At 55.3% G+C, this 15699-nt stretch carries 13 protein-coding genes; 5 read left to right on the plus strand and 8 right to left on the minus strand.

The genetic code is table 11. From position 1 onward, the window contains the following. The 6 genes from Q1B13_RS12035 to Q1B13_RS12060 form a co-directional block, all read right to left on the minus strand. A complete protein-coding gene (locus Q1B13_RS12035; RefSeq protein WP_298935067.1) occupies positions 1-768 on the minus strand; it encodes an SDR family NAD(P)-dependent oxidoreductase in 768 nt (255 codons plus the stop codon). Next, positions 768-2477 (minus strand): IlvD/Edd family dehydratase, encoded by a 1710-nt coding sequence (locus Q1B13_RS12040; RefSeq protein ID WP_299080255.1) that lies wholly within the window; start codon positions 2475-2477, stop codon positions 768-770. The genes Q1B13_RS12035 and Q1B13_RS12040 overlap by 1 nt, the downstream gene beginning before the upstream one ends. 26 nt (positions 2478-2503) lie before the next feature. Then, positions 2504-3844 carry an alpha-glucosidase/alpha-galactosidase gene (locus Q1B13_RS12045; RefSeq protein ID WP_299080252.1) on the minus strand — a complete coding sequence of 447 codons (1341 nt, stop codon included), beginning with the start codon at positions 3842-3844 and terminating at the stop codon, positions 2504-2506. Positions 3845-3865: 21 nt separating this feature from the next. Continuing rightward, positions 3866-4714, minus strand: coding sequence for a carbohydrate ABC transporter permease (locus tag Q1B13_RS12050; protein WP_298935060.1), 849 nt, complete (start codon positions 4712-4714; stop codon positions 3866-3868). Between the two features lies 1 nt (position 4715). Further along, entirely contained in the window at positions 4716-5642 is a 927-nt protein-coding gene (locus Q1B13_RS12055) for a carbohydrate ABC transporter permease (protein WP_299080249.1), read from the minus strand. A gap of 90 nt (positions 5643-5732) precedes the next feature. Beyond that, on the minus strand, positions 5733-6992 hold the full coding sequence (locus Q1B13_RS12060) for an ABC transporter substrate-binding protein (RefSeq protein WP_298935056.1): 1260 nt from the start codon (positions 6990-6992) through the stop codon (positions 5733-5735). A gap of 139 nt (positions 6993-7131) precedes the next feature. Between Q1B13_RS12060 and Q1B13_RS12065 the strand changes: the two genes are divergently transcribed. The 4 genes from Q1B13_RS12065 (at position 7132) to Q1B13_RS12080 (ending at position 12348) form a co-directional block, all read left to right on the plus strand. Next, positions 7132-7938, plus strand: coding sequence for an IclR family transcriptional regulator (locus tag Q1B13_RS12065; RefSeq protein WP_298935054.1), 807 nt, complete (start codon positions 7132-7134; stop codon positions 7936-7938). Beyond that, the gene (locus Q1B13_RS12070; RefSeq protein WP_299080246.1) at positions 7935-8993 is read left to right on the plus strand and encodes an ABC transporter ATP-binding protein; all 1059 of its coding nucleotides are present in this window, start codon (positions 7935-7937) and stop codon (positions 8991-8993) included. The genes Q1B13_RS12065 and Q1B13_RS12070 overlap by 4 nt, the downstream gene beginning before the upstream one ends. 273 nt (positions 8994-9266) lie before the next feature. Next, on the plus strand, positions 9267-11480 hold the full coding sequence (locus Q1B13_RS12075) for an NADP-dependent isocitrate dehydrogenase (RefSeq protein ID WP_299080243.1): 2214 nt from the start codon (positions 9267-9269) through the stop codon (positions 11478-11480). Positions 11481-11619: 139 nt separating this feature from the next. Further along, positions 11620-12348: a formyltransferase family protein gene (locus Q1B13_RS12080; protein WP_299080240.1), complete on the plus strand. Its 729-nt coding sequence runs from the start codon at positions 11620-11622 to the stop codon at positions 12346-12348. A gap of 9 nt (positions 12349-12357) precedes the next feature. Here Q1B13_RS12080 and Q1B13_RS12085 read toward each other — a convergent pair whose 3' ends face one another. Both Q1B13_RS12085 and Q1B13_RS12090 read right to left on the minus strand, forming a co-directional pair. Beyond that, a complete protein-coding gene (locus Q1B13_RS12085) occupies positions 12358-13299 on the minus strand; it encodes an SGNH/GDSL hydrolase family protein (protein WP_299799813.1) in 942 nt (313 codons plus the stop codon). A 300-nt stretch (positions 13300-13599) separates the two neighbouring features. After that, positions 13600-13992 (minus strand): GtrA family protein, encoded by a 393-nt coding sequence (locus tag Q1B13_RS12090; protein ID WP_298935046.1) that lies wholly within the window; start codon positions 13990-13992, stop codon positions 13600-13602. Between the two features lie 322 nt (positions 13993-14314). Here Q1B13_RS12090 and Q1B13_RS12095 point away from each other — a divergent pair, with 322 nt between their 5' ends. Next, positions 14315-15694 (plus strand): hypothetical protein, encoded by a 1380-nt coding sequence (locus Q1B13_RS12095; protein WP_299799815.1) that lies wholly within the window; start codon positions 14315-14317, stop codon positions 15692-15694. Positions 15695-15699 lie beyond the last annotated feature (5 nt).

Here is a 15699-nt window from a genome sequence, read left to right on the forward strand (position 1 = left end):
TCATCCAGACACTACCACGCCGCCGTCAACCGCCATGCATTGACCTGTCATCGCGCGGCTAGCCTCGGAGGCCAAGAACAAGGTCGGGGCTATCATGTCCTCGGGCGTCAGGTGCTCTTTCAAGCATTGACGATCCAAATGTGCCGCCAGATCCTTAGGCGTGGCCCACATATCCAATTGTTTCTGCGTCAACACCCATCCGGGTGCCAAGGCATTCACGCGGATTTTGTGTGGACCCAATTCCCGCGCCAACGATCGGGTCATGCCGGTGATCCCGGCGTTCGAGGTCGTGTAGATAGGATAGCCGGAATTGCCCATCATATAACTGATCGAGCTGAAATTGATGATCGATCCGCCCTTGTCCTGCATCTGACGTGCGGCCTCCTGGCAAGCGAAGTAGTAGGCCTTGAGATTGACCTCGATCATCCAGTCCCAAAACTCAGGCGTGGTTTCGTCGAGCGAATGACGTTTGTCATTTGCGGCGTTGTTCACCAAAACACTCAGCGGCCCATGTGCCTCGGAAGCCTTGGTCATCGTTGCGTGTAACAACTCGGTATCCGTCATGTCGCCCTGCATGAACAAGGGCGCACGGCCGTGCTTGTCGCGCATTTCATCCACAAAGGCAGTCGCATCCGAGCGACCAATAAAGGCGACGTTTGCACCCTGCGCAAGGAACCCATCCGTCAACGCGGCACCAACACCGGATCCGCCCCCGGTGATGTATACGGATGCACCATTGAGGTCGTGGAATGTGGTTGATTGATCCATTAGTGGCTCTCTCTCGTCACGAGACGGGTATCTTTGCCGACAAGGAAATCAAGGTCCGCGCCCTGATCGGCTTGTAGGACGTGATCTACATACAGTTTCGCATAGCCGCGTGTGTAATGCGGCGCGTCCGGTTGCCATGAGGCCCGTCGGGCGTCCAGCTCTTTTTCATCTACAAGCAACTCTAACTCGCCTTTGCTGGCAGAAACGCGAATGCGGTCGCCGGTTTTGACCAGCGCCAAAGGACCTCCGGCCTGCGCTTCGGGGCTGACATGCAGGATCACGGTACCGAATGCGGTGCCGGACATGCGCGCATCCGAGATGCGGATCATGTCGCGTACACCCTCCTTCACCAGCTTGGCGGGGATCGGCATATTGCCGACCTCGGGCATGCCCGGATAGCCCTTGGGGCCGCAGCCTTTGAGAACCAGAATAGTCTCGGGTGTGACCGGCAGGTCGTCGCGGTCAATGTTGGTTTTCAGGTCTTCGATGCTTTCAAAAACATAGGCCTCGGCCTCGGTTTCGAGCAGTTCATCCGTTGCGGCCGAAGGTTTCACAATTGCTCCATTTGGCGCCAGATTGCCACGCAGAACACGCAAGCCCGCGGCGGGTTTCACCGGATCATCAAAGGTTTGGATCACATCGCGGTTAAAGCATTCCGCGCCTTCGTAATGGGCAGAAATATCTTTATTCAGAACCGTCCTGGCTGGGCGTAGAAAGGGTTTGAGTTCTGACAGAACCACCGGCACACCGCCAGCATAGCAGAAATCTTCCATAAGATACTTGCCCGAAGGCATGCAATTGACCAACAAGGGAATTTCGGACCCGAGTTCGAAGTCTTTCAGGGTCAGATCAATACCAACACGACCGGCCAAAGCAAGCAGGTGCACAACCGCATTTGTTGAGCCACCAACAGCGGCATTGGCCAGAATGGCGTTTTCAAACGCCTCTTTGGTCAGGATGTCGGATGGCTTCAGATCTTCGTCCACCATCTCGACTATCCGCTTGCCGGTCAGATGTGCCAGCGCCATTCGACGGGCGTCAACGGCGGGCAGTGCGGCGTTGGTGGGTAGGCTCATGCCCATTGCCTCGACCAGCGACGCCATGGTTGAGGCAGTACCCATGGTCATGCAGACCCCGGCGCTGCGCGACATACCGGATTCGGCGTTCATGAAGTCTTTCAGGGTCATTTCTCCGGCGCGTACGGCCTCGGAGAATTTCCAGACATCTGTACCGGATCCAATGTCCTGCCCGCGATACTTACCATTCAGCATCGGTCCGGAGCTGACAACGATGGAGGGGAGATCTACAGACGCCGCGCCCATCAACTGACCGGGTGTGGTCTTGTCACATCCGCCCAGCAGGACAACGCCGTCGATGCCATAGGCGCGGATCGATTCCTCGACATCCATCGCCAGCAGGTTGCGGAACAGCATGGCCGTCGGCTTCATCTGGGTCTCGCCAAGCGACATCACCGGAAACTCGACCGGAAAACCACCGGCTTCCCATACGCCGCGTTTTACGCCTTCGGCCAGATCGCGCAGACCTGAGTTGCACGGGGTCAGTTCGGACCATGTGTTACAGATGCCGATGATAGGCCGCCCATCAAAGGCATGATCGGGAAAGCCTTGGTTCTTCATCCACGACCGGTGGATGAATCCATCCTTGTCCAGCTTGCCATACCAGTGCTGTGAACGGCGTTTTTTTGTCATTGTTTTTCAGCCTTGCGAAAATAGGGTCAGGCAGCCTTGGCGGGTTTGCACCACTCTGGCAGCCAATCGGCGTGCGCAGCGAGAAGATCACTCACCAGATTGCGAATCTGGCGCAAGTCCAGCTCAGCTGCGGTATGTGGGTCCAGCATGGCCGCGTGATAGATGTGTTCGGGGTTCTGCTCAACCAATGCCCGCACGGTCAGTTCCTGCACATTGATCTGCGTGCGCATCAGAGCAACCAACTGCGGTGGGATATCCGTGACGACTGAGGGCTGAACGCCATTTGCATCCACGAGGCACGGCGTTTCAACGACTGCACCCAAGGGCAGTTGCGGGATCTGGCCGGTATTGGGCAGGTTGCCATACGTGGCGTAAGCGGTGTTAGTGACGATTGCGTTCATCAGGTCTGCCGCAAATTCGTGACTGCGGGTGACTTCAATGTCGCGGCCATCCGTCAAGGTCTTGGCTTGTTCCTTCCAGTTGGCGACCTGCTCGACACAGCGCGTCGGGTACTCATCGAGTGGAATGCCGAACTGTTCGATCAGGTCCTTGCGACCATTTTTGATGAACCACGGAACATATTCCGCGAAATGCTCAGAGCTTTCGGTACAGAAATAGCCCAGATGATTCATCACCTCGTACCGTACCTTGTTCGGGCAGCGGGGCATCAACAGCGGCGGCTTCGGCAGGCGACCGCTTTGATAGCCCTGACGCAAGGTCGGGTAGAGATCGCGACCGTCATGTTCCAATTTCAAGAAAAAGGCGACGTGATTGATACCGGCAACCTTGTAACGAAACTCGTCCTTGGGCAGATCCAGATCGTGGGCCAGTTCTTCAACTGTGTTTTGCACCGAATGGCACAGGCCCACATGATTCAAGCTAGGGAAACGCTCGGCCAGCGCCCATGTGTTGATTGCCATCGGGTTTACGTATTGCAGCAACGTGGCATTCGGACAGAGCTGCATCATGTCCTGCGCGACGTCCCACAGAACGGGAACCGTGCGCAGACCCCGCATGATCCCGCCTACGCCCATCGTGTCGGCAATCGTCTGACGCAGGCCATACTGCTTGGGGATCTCGAAATCCGTCACCGTGCAGGGCTGGTATCCGCCGATCTGAAACGCGGTGATGACGAAATCCGCGCCGTCGAGCGCAGCACGTCGGTCGGCGTGCGTTGAGACGGTCGCGCCGGTCCCAACCGAGCGGATCATGGCCTGGGCCACGGTCTCGCTTTCGGCGAGGCGCACCGGATCAATATCCATCAGTGCAAAATGACTGTCAGCTAGCGCAGGGGTCAGCAGTGCGTCGCCCACGATGTTTTGCATGAAAATCGTGGAACCCGCACCAATAAAGGTGATTCTGGTCATGTAGCGAACTCCGGTTCGAAGTTATTTTACGGCACCGAGGGTCAAACCCGCGATGAAGTGTTTCTGCATCAGGAAGAACATGGCCACCGGCGGCAATGCCGCAACGATGGAACCGGCACTCATTAATTGATAAGCCGCCCTGAATTGCGCGTTAAAGCTGGTAATCCCTGCCGTCACCGGCTGACTTTCAGCGCCTTGGGTCAAAACAACGGCCCAGAAATAGTCGTTCCAGATGAAGGTAAAAATCAGCACACTAAGTGCGGCAATCGCGGGCTTCATCAGCGGCAGGACCACGTACCAGAAGATACGCCATTCGCTAATCCCTTCGACCCGGGCGGCCTCGATCAGTTCAAATGGAAGTGCGCGGATGAAGTTTCGCATGAACAGCGTGCAGAACCCGGTTTGGAAGGCGATATGAAACAGGACCAGGCCGGTTTTGGTATTGTAAAGGCCCAGCTCCAGCGTCAAATCGCGCACGGGCACCATCAGGATCTGGAAGGGCACGAAGTTACCCGCCACAAACATGAAAAAGATCCACAGGTTCGATTTGAACTTGTAAATACCCAACGCGAACCCGGTCATGCTGCTGAGTGCGACACATCCGATGACGGTGGGGACCGTGATCAGAAACGAGTTCATCAAATAGCGCGGCATGTCCGAGTTGAAGAACACCTGGCCGTAGTTGAACGCGCCCTCAAAGCTGGACGGCATGCCCCAATAGTTGGCGTTGGTGAAATCCGCCTCGGGTTTGACCGAGAACAGGGCGACGGCCAACAGGGGTCCAAGCCAAAGCAGCAACGCCAGCGGCAACATTGCCTGATAGGTAATCTGCGTCGCGCGGGGTTGTTTTTCGATAGGTTTCGGAAACATCTCAGTACCCCTTTTCTTCGCGGTACATCGACCAAAGGAAATAGGCGATGAAACACAGCATGATAAGGAACAGGATCACCGCGATGGCGGCACCGTATCCCATACGGAATCCATATTCAGACAGGGCGACTTCGAACATGTAGTAGGCCAGCACGCGGGACGACCCAAACGGCCCGCCCTGCGTCATGATCGAGATCAGGTCAAAGGATCGCAGCGCGCCGATGATGGTGACGACAAAGGCGATGAACGTGGCAGGGCGCAGCTGTGGCAGAATGATGTGCCACAACATCCGCCCACCTTTTGCTCCGTCCAGACGTCCGGCTTCGATCTGTTCCGGGTCCACAGCGTTCAGGCCAGTTAGATAAAGGATCATGCAATAGGCCGTCTGCGGCCAGAGACCCGCAAAGATGATGCCATACGTCACGAACCGTTCGTCGCCCAGCACGTTCAACGGACCCATACCAAACATGCCGAGGAATTCGTTTAGCAGGCCGAATGTCGGGTCGTAAAACCATGTGAAAACAAGGCCCACCACCACCTGAGAGATAACGAATGGAAAGAAAAACAGCGATTTATACAGGCGTATGCCCCAGACCGTCTGGTTAAGGAACAGTGCGATGAACAGTCCTGCGGGAATTGCCAGAAGATACAGTAGAAGCCAGATCAGGTTGTTCTTGAGCGAGATGTAGAAGGCATCTCGGTCGGACCACTCCCAATACAGATCTTCATAGTTGCGAAACCCGACATATTCAGCAGCCCCGAGCCCGTCCCATTCATACAGTGACAGGTTGAATGACTGGAACACCGGGATGATCACATAGACCATAAAAAACAGCAGGCCCGGGGCCAAAAAAAGCCAGGGCGCGATACGCTGTTGATTCCTGTGGAACCAGCTTTCTTGTTCAGGGACGTCGGCTGCAGTGGTCATGGCGATTTTCCCGATTGTGGCGGTGGGCTGAAACCCACCCTAAATCTGGTGTCGGCATAGGCCGGGCCTGAGCCCGGCCTATCCAATTTCTTAGTTGTCGTAGATCCGCTGGCGTGCGCGTTCCAGCTTGGACAGGATCTTGTCTGCGTTGTCAGGCTTGACCATGAATTCCTGGAAACCTTCCATCGACGCTTTGGCCATTTCAGCCGGCGCATCACGGTCCCAGAACTGGGCTACGCCACCGGGGCTGTTCGCCGACAACATCTGGAATCCTTGCTGCAGGAACTTGTCCTCATCAACTGACGATTGTGCATTGACCGGAAGCTGGCCGAGGTTTGCGCCATTGTTAATCTCGGTCTGTTCGTCAGGAGATACGGCAAAGCGCAGGAACTCGCGCGCGGCTTCCTTGTTGGCAGCGTTGGCCGGGATGTGGAACGTATCGGTTGGCGCGTCTTCGGCCAGTTCAACATCCGGATTGATGGCAACGAACTGATAGAAGTCCAGTTGATCATCGGTCAGACCCGCTTCGCGCAGCGGTGCCACAGCAAAGTTGCCCATCAGGTATGCGGTCGCATCGCCTTTGACCATGAAGGGCAGGGCTTCCTGCCAGCTGTAGGTCTGGTGGTTGTCGATGAACGCACCCATGTCGATCAGCTGTTTCCAGTTGGCAAAGGTCTGCTTGACCCGGTCGTCTTCCCAGCTGATTTCGCCATTGGCCAATTGCTGGTGGAAGTCGAACCCGTTGGTACGCATGTTCAGATAGTCGAACCAGCCCCCGGCGGTCCAAAGGAACTTGGTGCCGATTGTGTAACAGGCGCGGCCCGACTCCACGATTTTCTGACAGTTGGCCAGTTCTTCTTCCCAAGTGGTCGGTTCGCTCAGCCCCAGCTCATCAAAGATGTCTTTGCGATAGTAAACACCCCACTGGTAGTAGGTATAGGGCACGCCCCATTGCTTGCCATCAATGGTCATCGCGCCTTTGGTCGACGCCAGGTTGTCGGCAATTGCAGGTTCGGCCCACAAGTCCGACACGTCTTCAAAAAGTCCGGCCTCAACATAAGGCTTCATCCGGTTCGCCGCGTACCATGTGGCAACGTCCGGCGTGTCCGCCGTCAGGAAGTTGCGGATCTGAGTTTTATACGCCTCACGGTCGATGACCGTGGTTTCGATCTCCAGCCCGGGGTGTTGCGCCGCGAATCGCTCGATCATCGCTTCCATCGTCGCGCGGGGCGCGGGGTTCGATGTGTCCAAGAAGATTCGCAGCTCGCCTGTCAGTTCAGCTGATGCCGGAGCGGCTATTGCCACACTGGTCGCCAACGCCGCGGCCGTGCGCTTGAAAATGGAATGCATGGTTTCCTCCCTTAGCTTCCATCATGTTCCATATAGTGGAACTTAGTTTTATATATTGAAAACTACACATCAAATCGGTTAGTCTTGTCAAGACCCTCGTGCCAGTGGCCCGCGGGTAAGTGGAGGAGATAAGGCACCCGTGGCTGGTGACGGAACAATAGGTAAAGCATGTGATGTGCTTGATCAGGTGGCGGCTTTTGAACGGCCGGTCCGATTCGCTGAATTGCTGGACAATAGTGATTTCCCAAAGGCGACTCTGTATCGGTTCCTGCAATCGCTAACCAATCAGGGCATGTTGTCTTACGATCCGGACCGTCAGACTTACACGCCGGGGATGCGGTTGGTCAGGCTGGCACACGCGGCGTGGACCCAAAGCTCACTGGCGCCAATCGCTCGGCCATTTCTGGATGCCCTCAGCCGGGAAACCGGCGAAACGGTGCATCTGGCGCAGCTCGATTCCAGCCAAGTTCTGTATGTCGATAAACGCAACGCGGCGAAGCCGGTTGAGATGTTTTCGCAGGCAGGTAAGGTGGGGCCAGCCTATTGCACGGGCGTCGGCAAGGCGATGATGGCATATCTTGACGATGATGCGCTGAACAAAGCGGTATCTCAGCAAAGCTACCACCGGTTCACCGACAAGACCCTGACCTCAGAACAAGCGCTTCGGGCCGATCTCATCCGGATTCGACAACGCGGTTACGCGATTGATGATGAAGAGCATGAGCCCGGCATCATCTGCATCGCCTGCCCAATTCTGACCTCGGGTGGCCGATTGCTGGGTGCAATCTCGGTAACGGGTTCAACAAACCGGATGGATTTCAATCAACTCGAGGCCTGGGTTCCCCGTGTTCGCCGTGTGGCCGACCAAATCGGAACCGAAGCTCAGGCGTGGCGGTTTCCCGACACGCGCCAGAACGTAAGCAATGACAGGATGCAAGCAACATGACCGGAGTAACTCTGAACGGAGCGATCAAGCGCTATGGCCAGACACAGGTCATTCACGGAATTGATCTGCAGATCGAAGACGGAGAGTTTTGCGTCTTTGTTGGCCCTTCGGGCTGTGGCAAGTCCACTCTTCTCAGGATGATTGCGGGGCTCGAAGAGACCTCGGAGGGGGAAATTCACATCGGCGCGCGCGAGGTTACCCATGTCGACCCCGCCAAACGCGGGGTAGCGATGGTTTTTCAGACCTACGCGCTTTATCCGCACATGACGGTTGCCGAGAATATGGGGTTTGGCCTGCGTATGAACGGCGTCGACAAAGCCCAGATCGAACAGAAAGTTCAGGAAGCCTCGGGCATTCTGAAGTTGGATCAATATCTTAAACGCAAGCCCAAGGCACTGTCCGGCGGACAGAGGCAGCGTGTTGCCATCGGTCGGGCCATTGTCCGCGGTCCCGAAGTGTTTTTGTTCGACGAACCGCTTTCCAATCTGGACGCAGAACTGCGGGTCGAGATGCGTGTTGAAATCGCGCGCCTGCATCAGGAAATCGGGGCGACCATGATCTATGTGACCCATGATCAGGTCGAGGCGATGACCATGGCTGACAAGATCGTTGTGCTGCGCGATGGTCGCATTGAACAGGTGGGTGCGCCCATGGATCTGTATCGTGATCCGGACAATCGGTTTGTCGCCGGTTTCATCGGCTCCCCCGCGATGAACTTCCTGGAATGCGACTTTGCAGATGGCCAGGTGACTCACCCTGCGCTCAGCCAACCGCTGCCCATTTCGGCAAACGTGCCCGTGGGCCTGAACAAAGTGACGCTGGGCATGCGGCCTGAACATATCCACATCGACCGCTCGGCTGATTCCTGCACGGTGGATCTGACCGAAGCGCTCGGCGGCGTGTCTTATACATACCTGCTGACGCCGAGTGGCGATAAGCTGATCATTGAGGAACGTGACGACCAACGCAGCGCAACCGGTGAGCGTATCGGCATTTTGGTCCAACCCGAACGCGCAATGGTGTTCGATCCTGAAACAGGGCAGCGTTTTAGGTAGGTTGCAGGCAAGGCAGCTGGCTAGCCAGCAGGTCGCAACTACATTCTGCTACCTGCAAACGTTCAATTTCATACCGGTGGTCTTTTTTAGCCAACCCGTGGCAAAACGCGCGCCCAGTTGCGATTGATTCCAAGACAAACGTGATTTAAGGGAGGCCCTGTCAAAACAGAGTCACCCAGGGGCAGTACCAACAACGCGCCCCTCCCGCGCCGCGCAGATGTGGCACAAACTCTTGGATCGCACGCCCCTGAAGGCTAAAAAAGGTAAAAGAATATGGCAGATAACTCACACTTCGACATATTGTATACCATTGTAGACGAAGCGCCCGAACTGGCCAGCGCCTCGTTCCTGCCCATCATTCGCAAGTTCGCATCGGCCGCGGGTGTCAGTGTTGGGACCAAGGACATTTCACTGGCCGGGCGCATCCTGGCCACGTTCCCGGAGAACCTGAGCGAACACCAGCGCATCACCGATGATCTGGCCGCCTTGGGCGAGCTGGTGAAAACGCCTGATGCCAACGTCATCAAACTGCCCAACATTTCGGCCTCGGTCCCGCAACTGGTTGCGGCTGTTGAAGAGCTGCAGGCGCAGGGCTACGACATCCCGACCTACCCTGAAGAGCCGTCGACCAACGAAGAAAAGGCAATTCGCGCGCTTTATGACGCCATCAAGGGGTCGGCTGTGAACCCGGTACTGCGTGAGGGCAACAGTGATCGTCGCGCGGCACGTGCGGTCAAGAATTATGCGCAGAAAAACCCGCATTCGATGGGGGAATGGGCGTCCGACAGCAAAACCAAAGTGTCTTCGATGCCCGGCAACGACTTCTATGCGAATGAAAAGTCGGCCACTATCACCGCCGCTCAGGCTGGTGATGCAAAGATTGAATTTGTTGGGAATGACGGCGGCGTAACCGTGCTTAAGGACGGCTGGCCGCTGGCAGAAGGTACCGTTGCCGATGCGACCTTCATGTCGGTCAAAGCCTTGTCAGCATTTCTGGCAGGTGCCATCGAGGACACCAAGAAAGACGGCACCATGTTCTCACTGCACATGAAGGCCACGATGATGAAGGTCAGTGACCCGATCATCTTTGGCTATGCCGTTAAAGCGTGGCTGGCCCCGGTGTTCGACAAATTCAGCGCGGAACTGGACGCGCTGGGTGTGAATCCGAACTCGGGTCTGGGAGATTTATTGGAGCGGGTTCAAGGCAATGCCGACATCATGGCCGCCATCGACGCGATCAAGACTGACCGGCCGTCCATGTATATGGTGGACAGTGACAAAGGCATTACCAACCTGCACGTGCCGTCAGACGTAATCATCGACGCCTCGATGCCCGCTGTAATTCGCGCTGGCGGCAAAGGCTGGGATGAGGCAGGCGCAAAGGGCGACACCAATTGTGTGATCCCCGACCGCTGCTATGCCACCGTTTATGACGAGTCGATCAACTTCTTCAAAGCCAATGGCGCGTTGAACCCTGCCACTGCAGGTGCGGTCGCCAACGTGGGGTTGATGGCGCAGAAGGCAGAGGAATACGGTTCGCATCCAACAACGTTTGAAGCGCCTGCAAACGGTATCATTCGTATCGTTCTGGCCAGTGGCGAAACGCTGTATTCGCACAATGTGGAGAAGGGCGACATCTGGCGCGCCTGCACCGTTAAGAAAGCGCCGATTGAAAACTGGATCCAGCTGGCCCTAGACCGTCAGCGCCTGACCGGGTCCGAAGCGATCTTCTGGCTGGACGCAAACCGCGCCCACGACGCCGAGTTAATCAAGTACGTTAAGCCTGCACTTGAAGCTGCTGGCGTTGCTGACAAATTCATGATTATGGCGCCGCGTGAAGCAACGCGGCAATCGTTGGAGACGATAACCGCGGGCAAAGACTCGATTGCCATTACCGGCAACGTTCTGCGGGACTACCTGACTGATCTATTCCCAATCCTTGAATTGGGCACCTCGGCCAAGATGTTGTCCATCGTCAAACTGATGAATGGCGGGGGCCTGTTCGAAACAGGTGCGGGTGGTTCGGCACCGAAACACGTGCAGCAATTGGTCGAGGAAAACCACCTGCGTTGGGATTCGATGGGTGAGTTCTGTGCGCTCGGGGAATCGTTGAATTTCCTCGCTGACAGCAAAGGTAACGCCAAGGCGGGTGTTCTTGGGGCCGCAGCCGAAACGGCCACGCAGGGCATTCTGGACAACAACAAGTCACCAAGCCGTAAAGTTGGTCAGCCCGATAACCGTGACAGCCACTATTGGTTTGCACGGTACTGGGCCGATGCGTTGGCAGCCCAGTCTGATGATGCTGATATGGCAGCCGAATTCGCACCTGTCGCGAAACAGTTGGCCGACCATGAAGACCAAATCTTGTCGGAGATGGCTGCAGCACAAGGCGCCGCCGCTGATCTGGGCGGGTACTATCATACCGATCCTTCCAAAGCAGCGGCCGTGATGCGCCCCAGCTCTACGCTAAACTCGATCATCGACTAAGTCCTCAGGGCCTGCGTTAAGGCGCAGGTCCTTTATGCCCCGATGGAAACGCTAGAGCACAAATTTCTTGTGTGCCATAGTCTGTTGAATGCGCTTTAATCCTAAGTGCATGCACCGATGATTTGAACGAGTGATCTTGATGACAAATGGCATTGATCCGGCGAAACAGGAAGACCGTCCGACCGTACTATTTTTTGGTCGGGAAAACTGTGATGGAACGCAAAAGGCGCTACAGTTTCTGAATTTTGCGGGCTTTGATGTCAGTTACGTCGAATCTCAGGGGCTGGGCCAGGCGCTGCCGGATTGGGTGCGCAACTGGCGCGGGGACTACATTTTTTGTTTTCGCAGCTACTTCATTTTGGATCAGGGCTTGATCGATGCGGCATCCATTGCGGCGATCAATTTTCACCCGGGCCCGCCAGAGTATCCAGGCAGCGGGTGCATTAACTTTGCGCTCTATGAAGGGGCCGAAACCTACGGCGTGACCGCGCATATCATAAATGCCAAGGTCGACAATGGCACCATCATCAAGGCGCTCCGCTTTCCAATCCTAAAACACGATGGTCTACGCTCGGTGCTCGCGCGAACGCATCTGTACTTGTTTCATCTGCTTCAGGAGGTTGTTGGCGGCATCGCAACCGGTGGCGAGAACTATCTGAACCATCAGGTTGCGACCTCATCCGCCGAAGCCTGGCGCGGCGAAGCACGCCGGATGAAAGAGCTGTCCACCTTGCAGAAACTGCCGTTGGATATCGATGTAACCGAGTTCCACAAGCGCCTGCATTCGATGCATCTGCCAGAGTATCCGCTGCATATCTCATTGCATGGGCGCAAATTTGTTCTTTTGGGTGAAGCAGACGAGGACTGATTGCCAACCTTAGGGGCAGGCGACATTAGAGGGATCGAACCGCGTCCGATCAACAAATTCAACGTCCGGGTCGAAAACGGAAACACCTTCGTCTTGCAACAGCTGAGCGACTGTAGACGCCACAGCGAAGTTGCCAAGCTCCTGCAGGTGATGGTCGGGGCTGCCGAAAAGACTGCTGGTGGGAATACCCAAATCCTCTGAGAACTGTACGAGAACGGGCTTCAGGTTCACGTAGGTGTAGCCGTACTCGTCGGCCCCTTGCGCGATGAGGGCACGCGTCGCATCGGCGTAGCCAATCGGGTCGTCCCGAAATGTCACTGTATCTTCCCCAATGAATTCGGAGATATCAGGCAGGGACAACACAATCAGACGGGCACCCTGATCTTTGATCGATTGCGTCAGGTCGCGAAGCGATTCAAAGAACAGTGCCTGTTCTGTTTCCGTGGGAACCGACGGATAGAGTTCTCGATCAAACAGCGCTTGTTTGAACTGCAGAATCAGCTTGCCAACATACAGTTTTCCGACCGCGCGCTTGACCCGTTGAACGAAGGTTGGGTTTTGTGATCGTGTGCTGGGGTTGTCCTGCCATTTGCGAAACCTGACATTGTCGACCAGATCGTTTCGGTTGAAGACGAACATCAGAACTATGTCGTGTGGAATCTGATCTTTGAATTCTTCATAGGTAAGGGCGTGCTGCAGCGTCCCATGACCGCCGGTTCCCAGATTCACAAAATGGGAATCGTCAGACCACATGGACAAAAGGGCTGGAATGGTTTCGGTCTCATCCGCAAGCGTTCCGCGGGTGAACGAGTCGCCCAGAACGATAATCTGGGCTTTGTCGTCATCTGACGAAAAATCCCCACGGAATCCATGTTCGTTGATTTCAATAAATGTGACGGTCGCGTTGCGAAACTCGAAATAGGATTGGTTGGGGGTTTCCCGTGAATACACGATGTCATGGGGGGAGCGTCGGTTTGGTCCACCCACGCAGAAGAAATTTTCACTGTTAACCAAAGGCACATTTGCTTGTTTTCGGCTGATATGTGGCTCGAAATTCAGAGGGTCAAACAATCGTAGTCCAATCTCTACGACCCCCAAACTGACTAGTGCACTGATGGCTATCAAAAAAAAGTTCTTAAACACGAAAGGGTTTTCCCCAACTAGTTAACATCGTCTTAAATCGAACAATGCCCTCAGAGTACTTACAGCACTTCTTTGAAGCAATAATTGAGTTTCGCTTAATAAGTATTCCTATTTCTTTAATATCCGTCGCGAAACCATAAAGTTGATGACCATCCCGGCAAGCGTTGCGATCGCCAAGGCGATAACAGGATAGGCTTTGGCAATATCTGATAGATAAAGCACAACAAAGAACGTGCTGAAATTGGTCAGCAATCCGATCTGCATGCCACCCACGTAGCTGAGAAACTCAACGAAGCTCGCCGGTTTGGTGGTTCGAAAGGTGAAGGTGCGGTTCAGGTACCAAGTGAATGTGAACGAAGCCAAAATCGAAACGCACCGTGATGCCAACGTTCCCGCACCAAGTGTGTTCAACGTTGTAAAAACCCCGGCGTCCACGAAGAATGCTAGTGATCCGACGACAGCGAATGCCAGCACGTTCCGATATGTTTCATTTGAAAGCACTCAAAGGCTCCTGCGTTTTCACGATTGCACCATGCAACGATCCCTCTCCGAAGGGGAAGCCCGGATATCGGCAAACGCGCTGTTGGAAGCGTGTTTGTGATCTGACAAAGGTCACCGGCGCCCAACTTTATGTGCGCAATCAAAACTTTGCCAGATTTTGACTCTGCTTATCGTTTGGGGTGTCAAACCTGATTGCATCAGCTAGGCTCTGTTCCGGGGATTGAGACAATCTCCGGAGTTTCGTTTTTTGGTTTCGGCAACACTTGGTTCCAACATGCGCTTTTCAAGTTCTCTTTGTCTGACTCTTATTCAATCCGCTGCATTGACGTTTTCGCTTGCAACAGGTGGTCTCACTGATGGCGCGAATAGCGCGAATGTCGCTTTTCCGGGCGCGGAGGGGTACGGCAAACACGCGACCGGGTGGCGTGGCGGCAGTGTGTTTTACGTTACCACCCTTGCGGACTCTGGACGTGGCAGCTTGCGCGAATGCCTGCAGCACCCGGGTGTCGGTCGGGTGTGCCTGTTTGCTGTTTCGGGCACGATTGTCGTCGACAAGCAACTTCGCGTATCTCCCAACACCTATATTGCGGGGCAAACCGCGCCGGGGCAGGGCATTCAGTTGCGGGTTGGGAATGTTCAGAAATCGCCGCTGATGATCTACGAATCTAGTGACATTCTGTTGCGCTATCTCAAGTTCCGACCCGGCCCCAGCAAGGAAAAATCCCCGAGCGTCGATGGGTTGATTATCGAAAGCAGCTCGAACATTTATATTGACCATGTTTCAATTGCATTTGGTGTCGACGAAAATCTCAGCATCGGTACCGAACGAAAAGCCAGCCACGACATCACCATCGCCAACACCATTGCGGCTTATGGTTTGGACAAATCTTCGCACAACGAACGACGCCACTCGAAAGGCGCGTTGATCTGCGCCAAGGATGGGGCAGTTTCCGATTGTGGGCGGATCACGCTGTTTGGCAATCTGTTCGCGCATAATCGGGACAGAAACCCGGATATCTCATCATCCCCTTTGGGGCCGGTCGATATCGTCAATAACGTGTTCTACGACGCAACTTCGCAATTTGGTGAGTTCCGAAACCTCTATGGTGACACCTGGATCAACTATGTGGGCAATGTGATTCTGCCCGGACCTAGCACGCGGGACCGCAATCGCCCTGCAGCGATCGAGGTTTTCCCAGTCGAGCCCGACAACAAGCTGGAAGTGTTTGAGGAAGACAACCTGTACATGGACAACCGGCTGGATGTTTTATGTGACCGATCGAAACAGGGTCGGATCGTAGATGAGGCGGCTGTTCCAAATGTCGTGGAACAGCCCGCGTTCCCACTCTCGGTCACGCCGCAACCGGTTGGCGGCGTCTTGGATCATGTCGCGGCGCATGTTGGCGCACGGTTCGGGCCCGATCGACAATTGGACAGTCTGGACGCGTCTATCGTCGAAAACATGCTTGGATGTGATGGGCATAGGATCGATCACCCGGACGAAGTGGGTGGTTGGCCGGATTTGCCCGAGGTCAATGTGTTGGACGACAGGGACCTGGACGGCTTGCCCGATGAATGGGAAGAAACGCATGAGGGGCTTGACCCGAATGATCGCGAAGACACCTGGAAAGACCGCGATGGCGACGGATGGTCGAACCTTGAGGAGTATCTGAGTTTTCTGGCAGGCGATCCAGGACCTTAAGTGGG

Source organism: uncultured Ruegeria sp. (assembly GCF_947489545.1).
Taxonomy (GTDB): Bacteria; Pseudomonadota; Alphaproteobacteria; order Rhodobacterales; family Rhodobacteraceae; genus Ruegeria.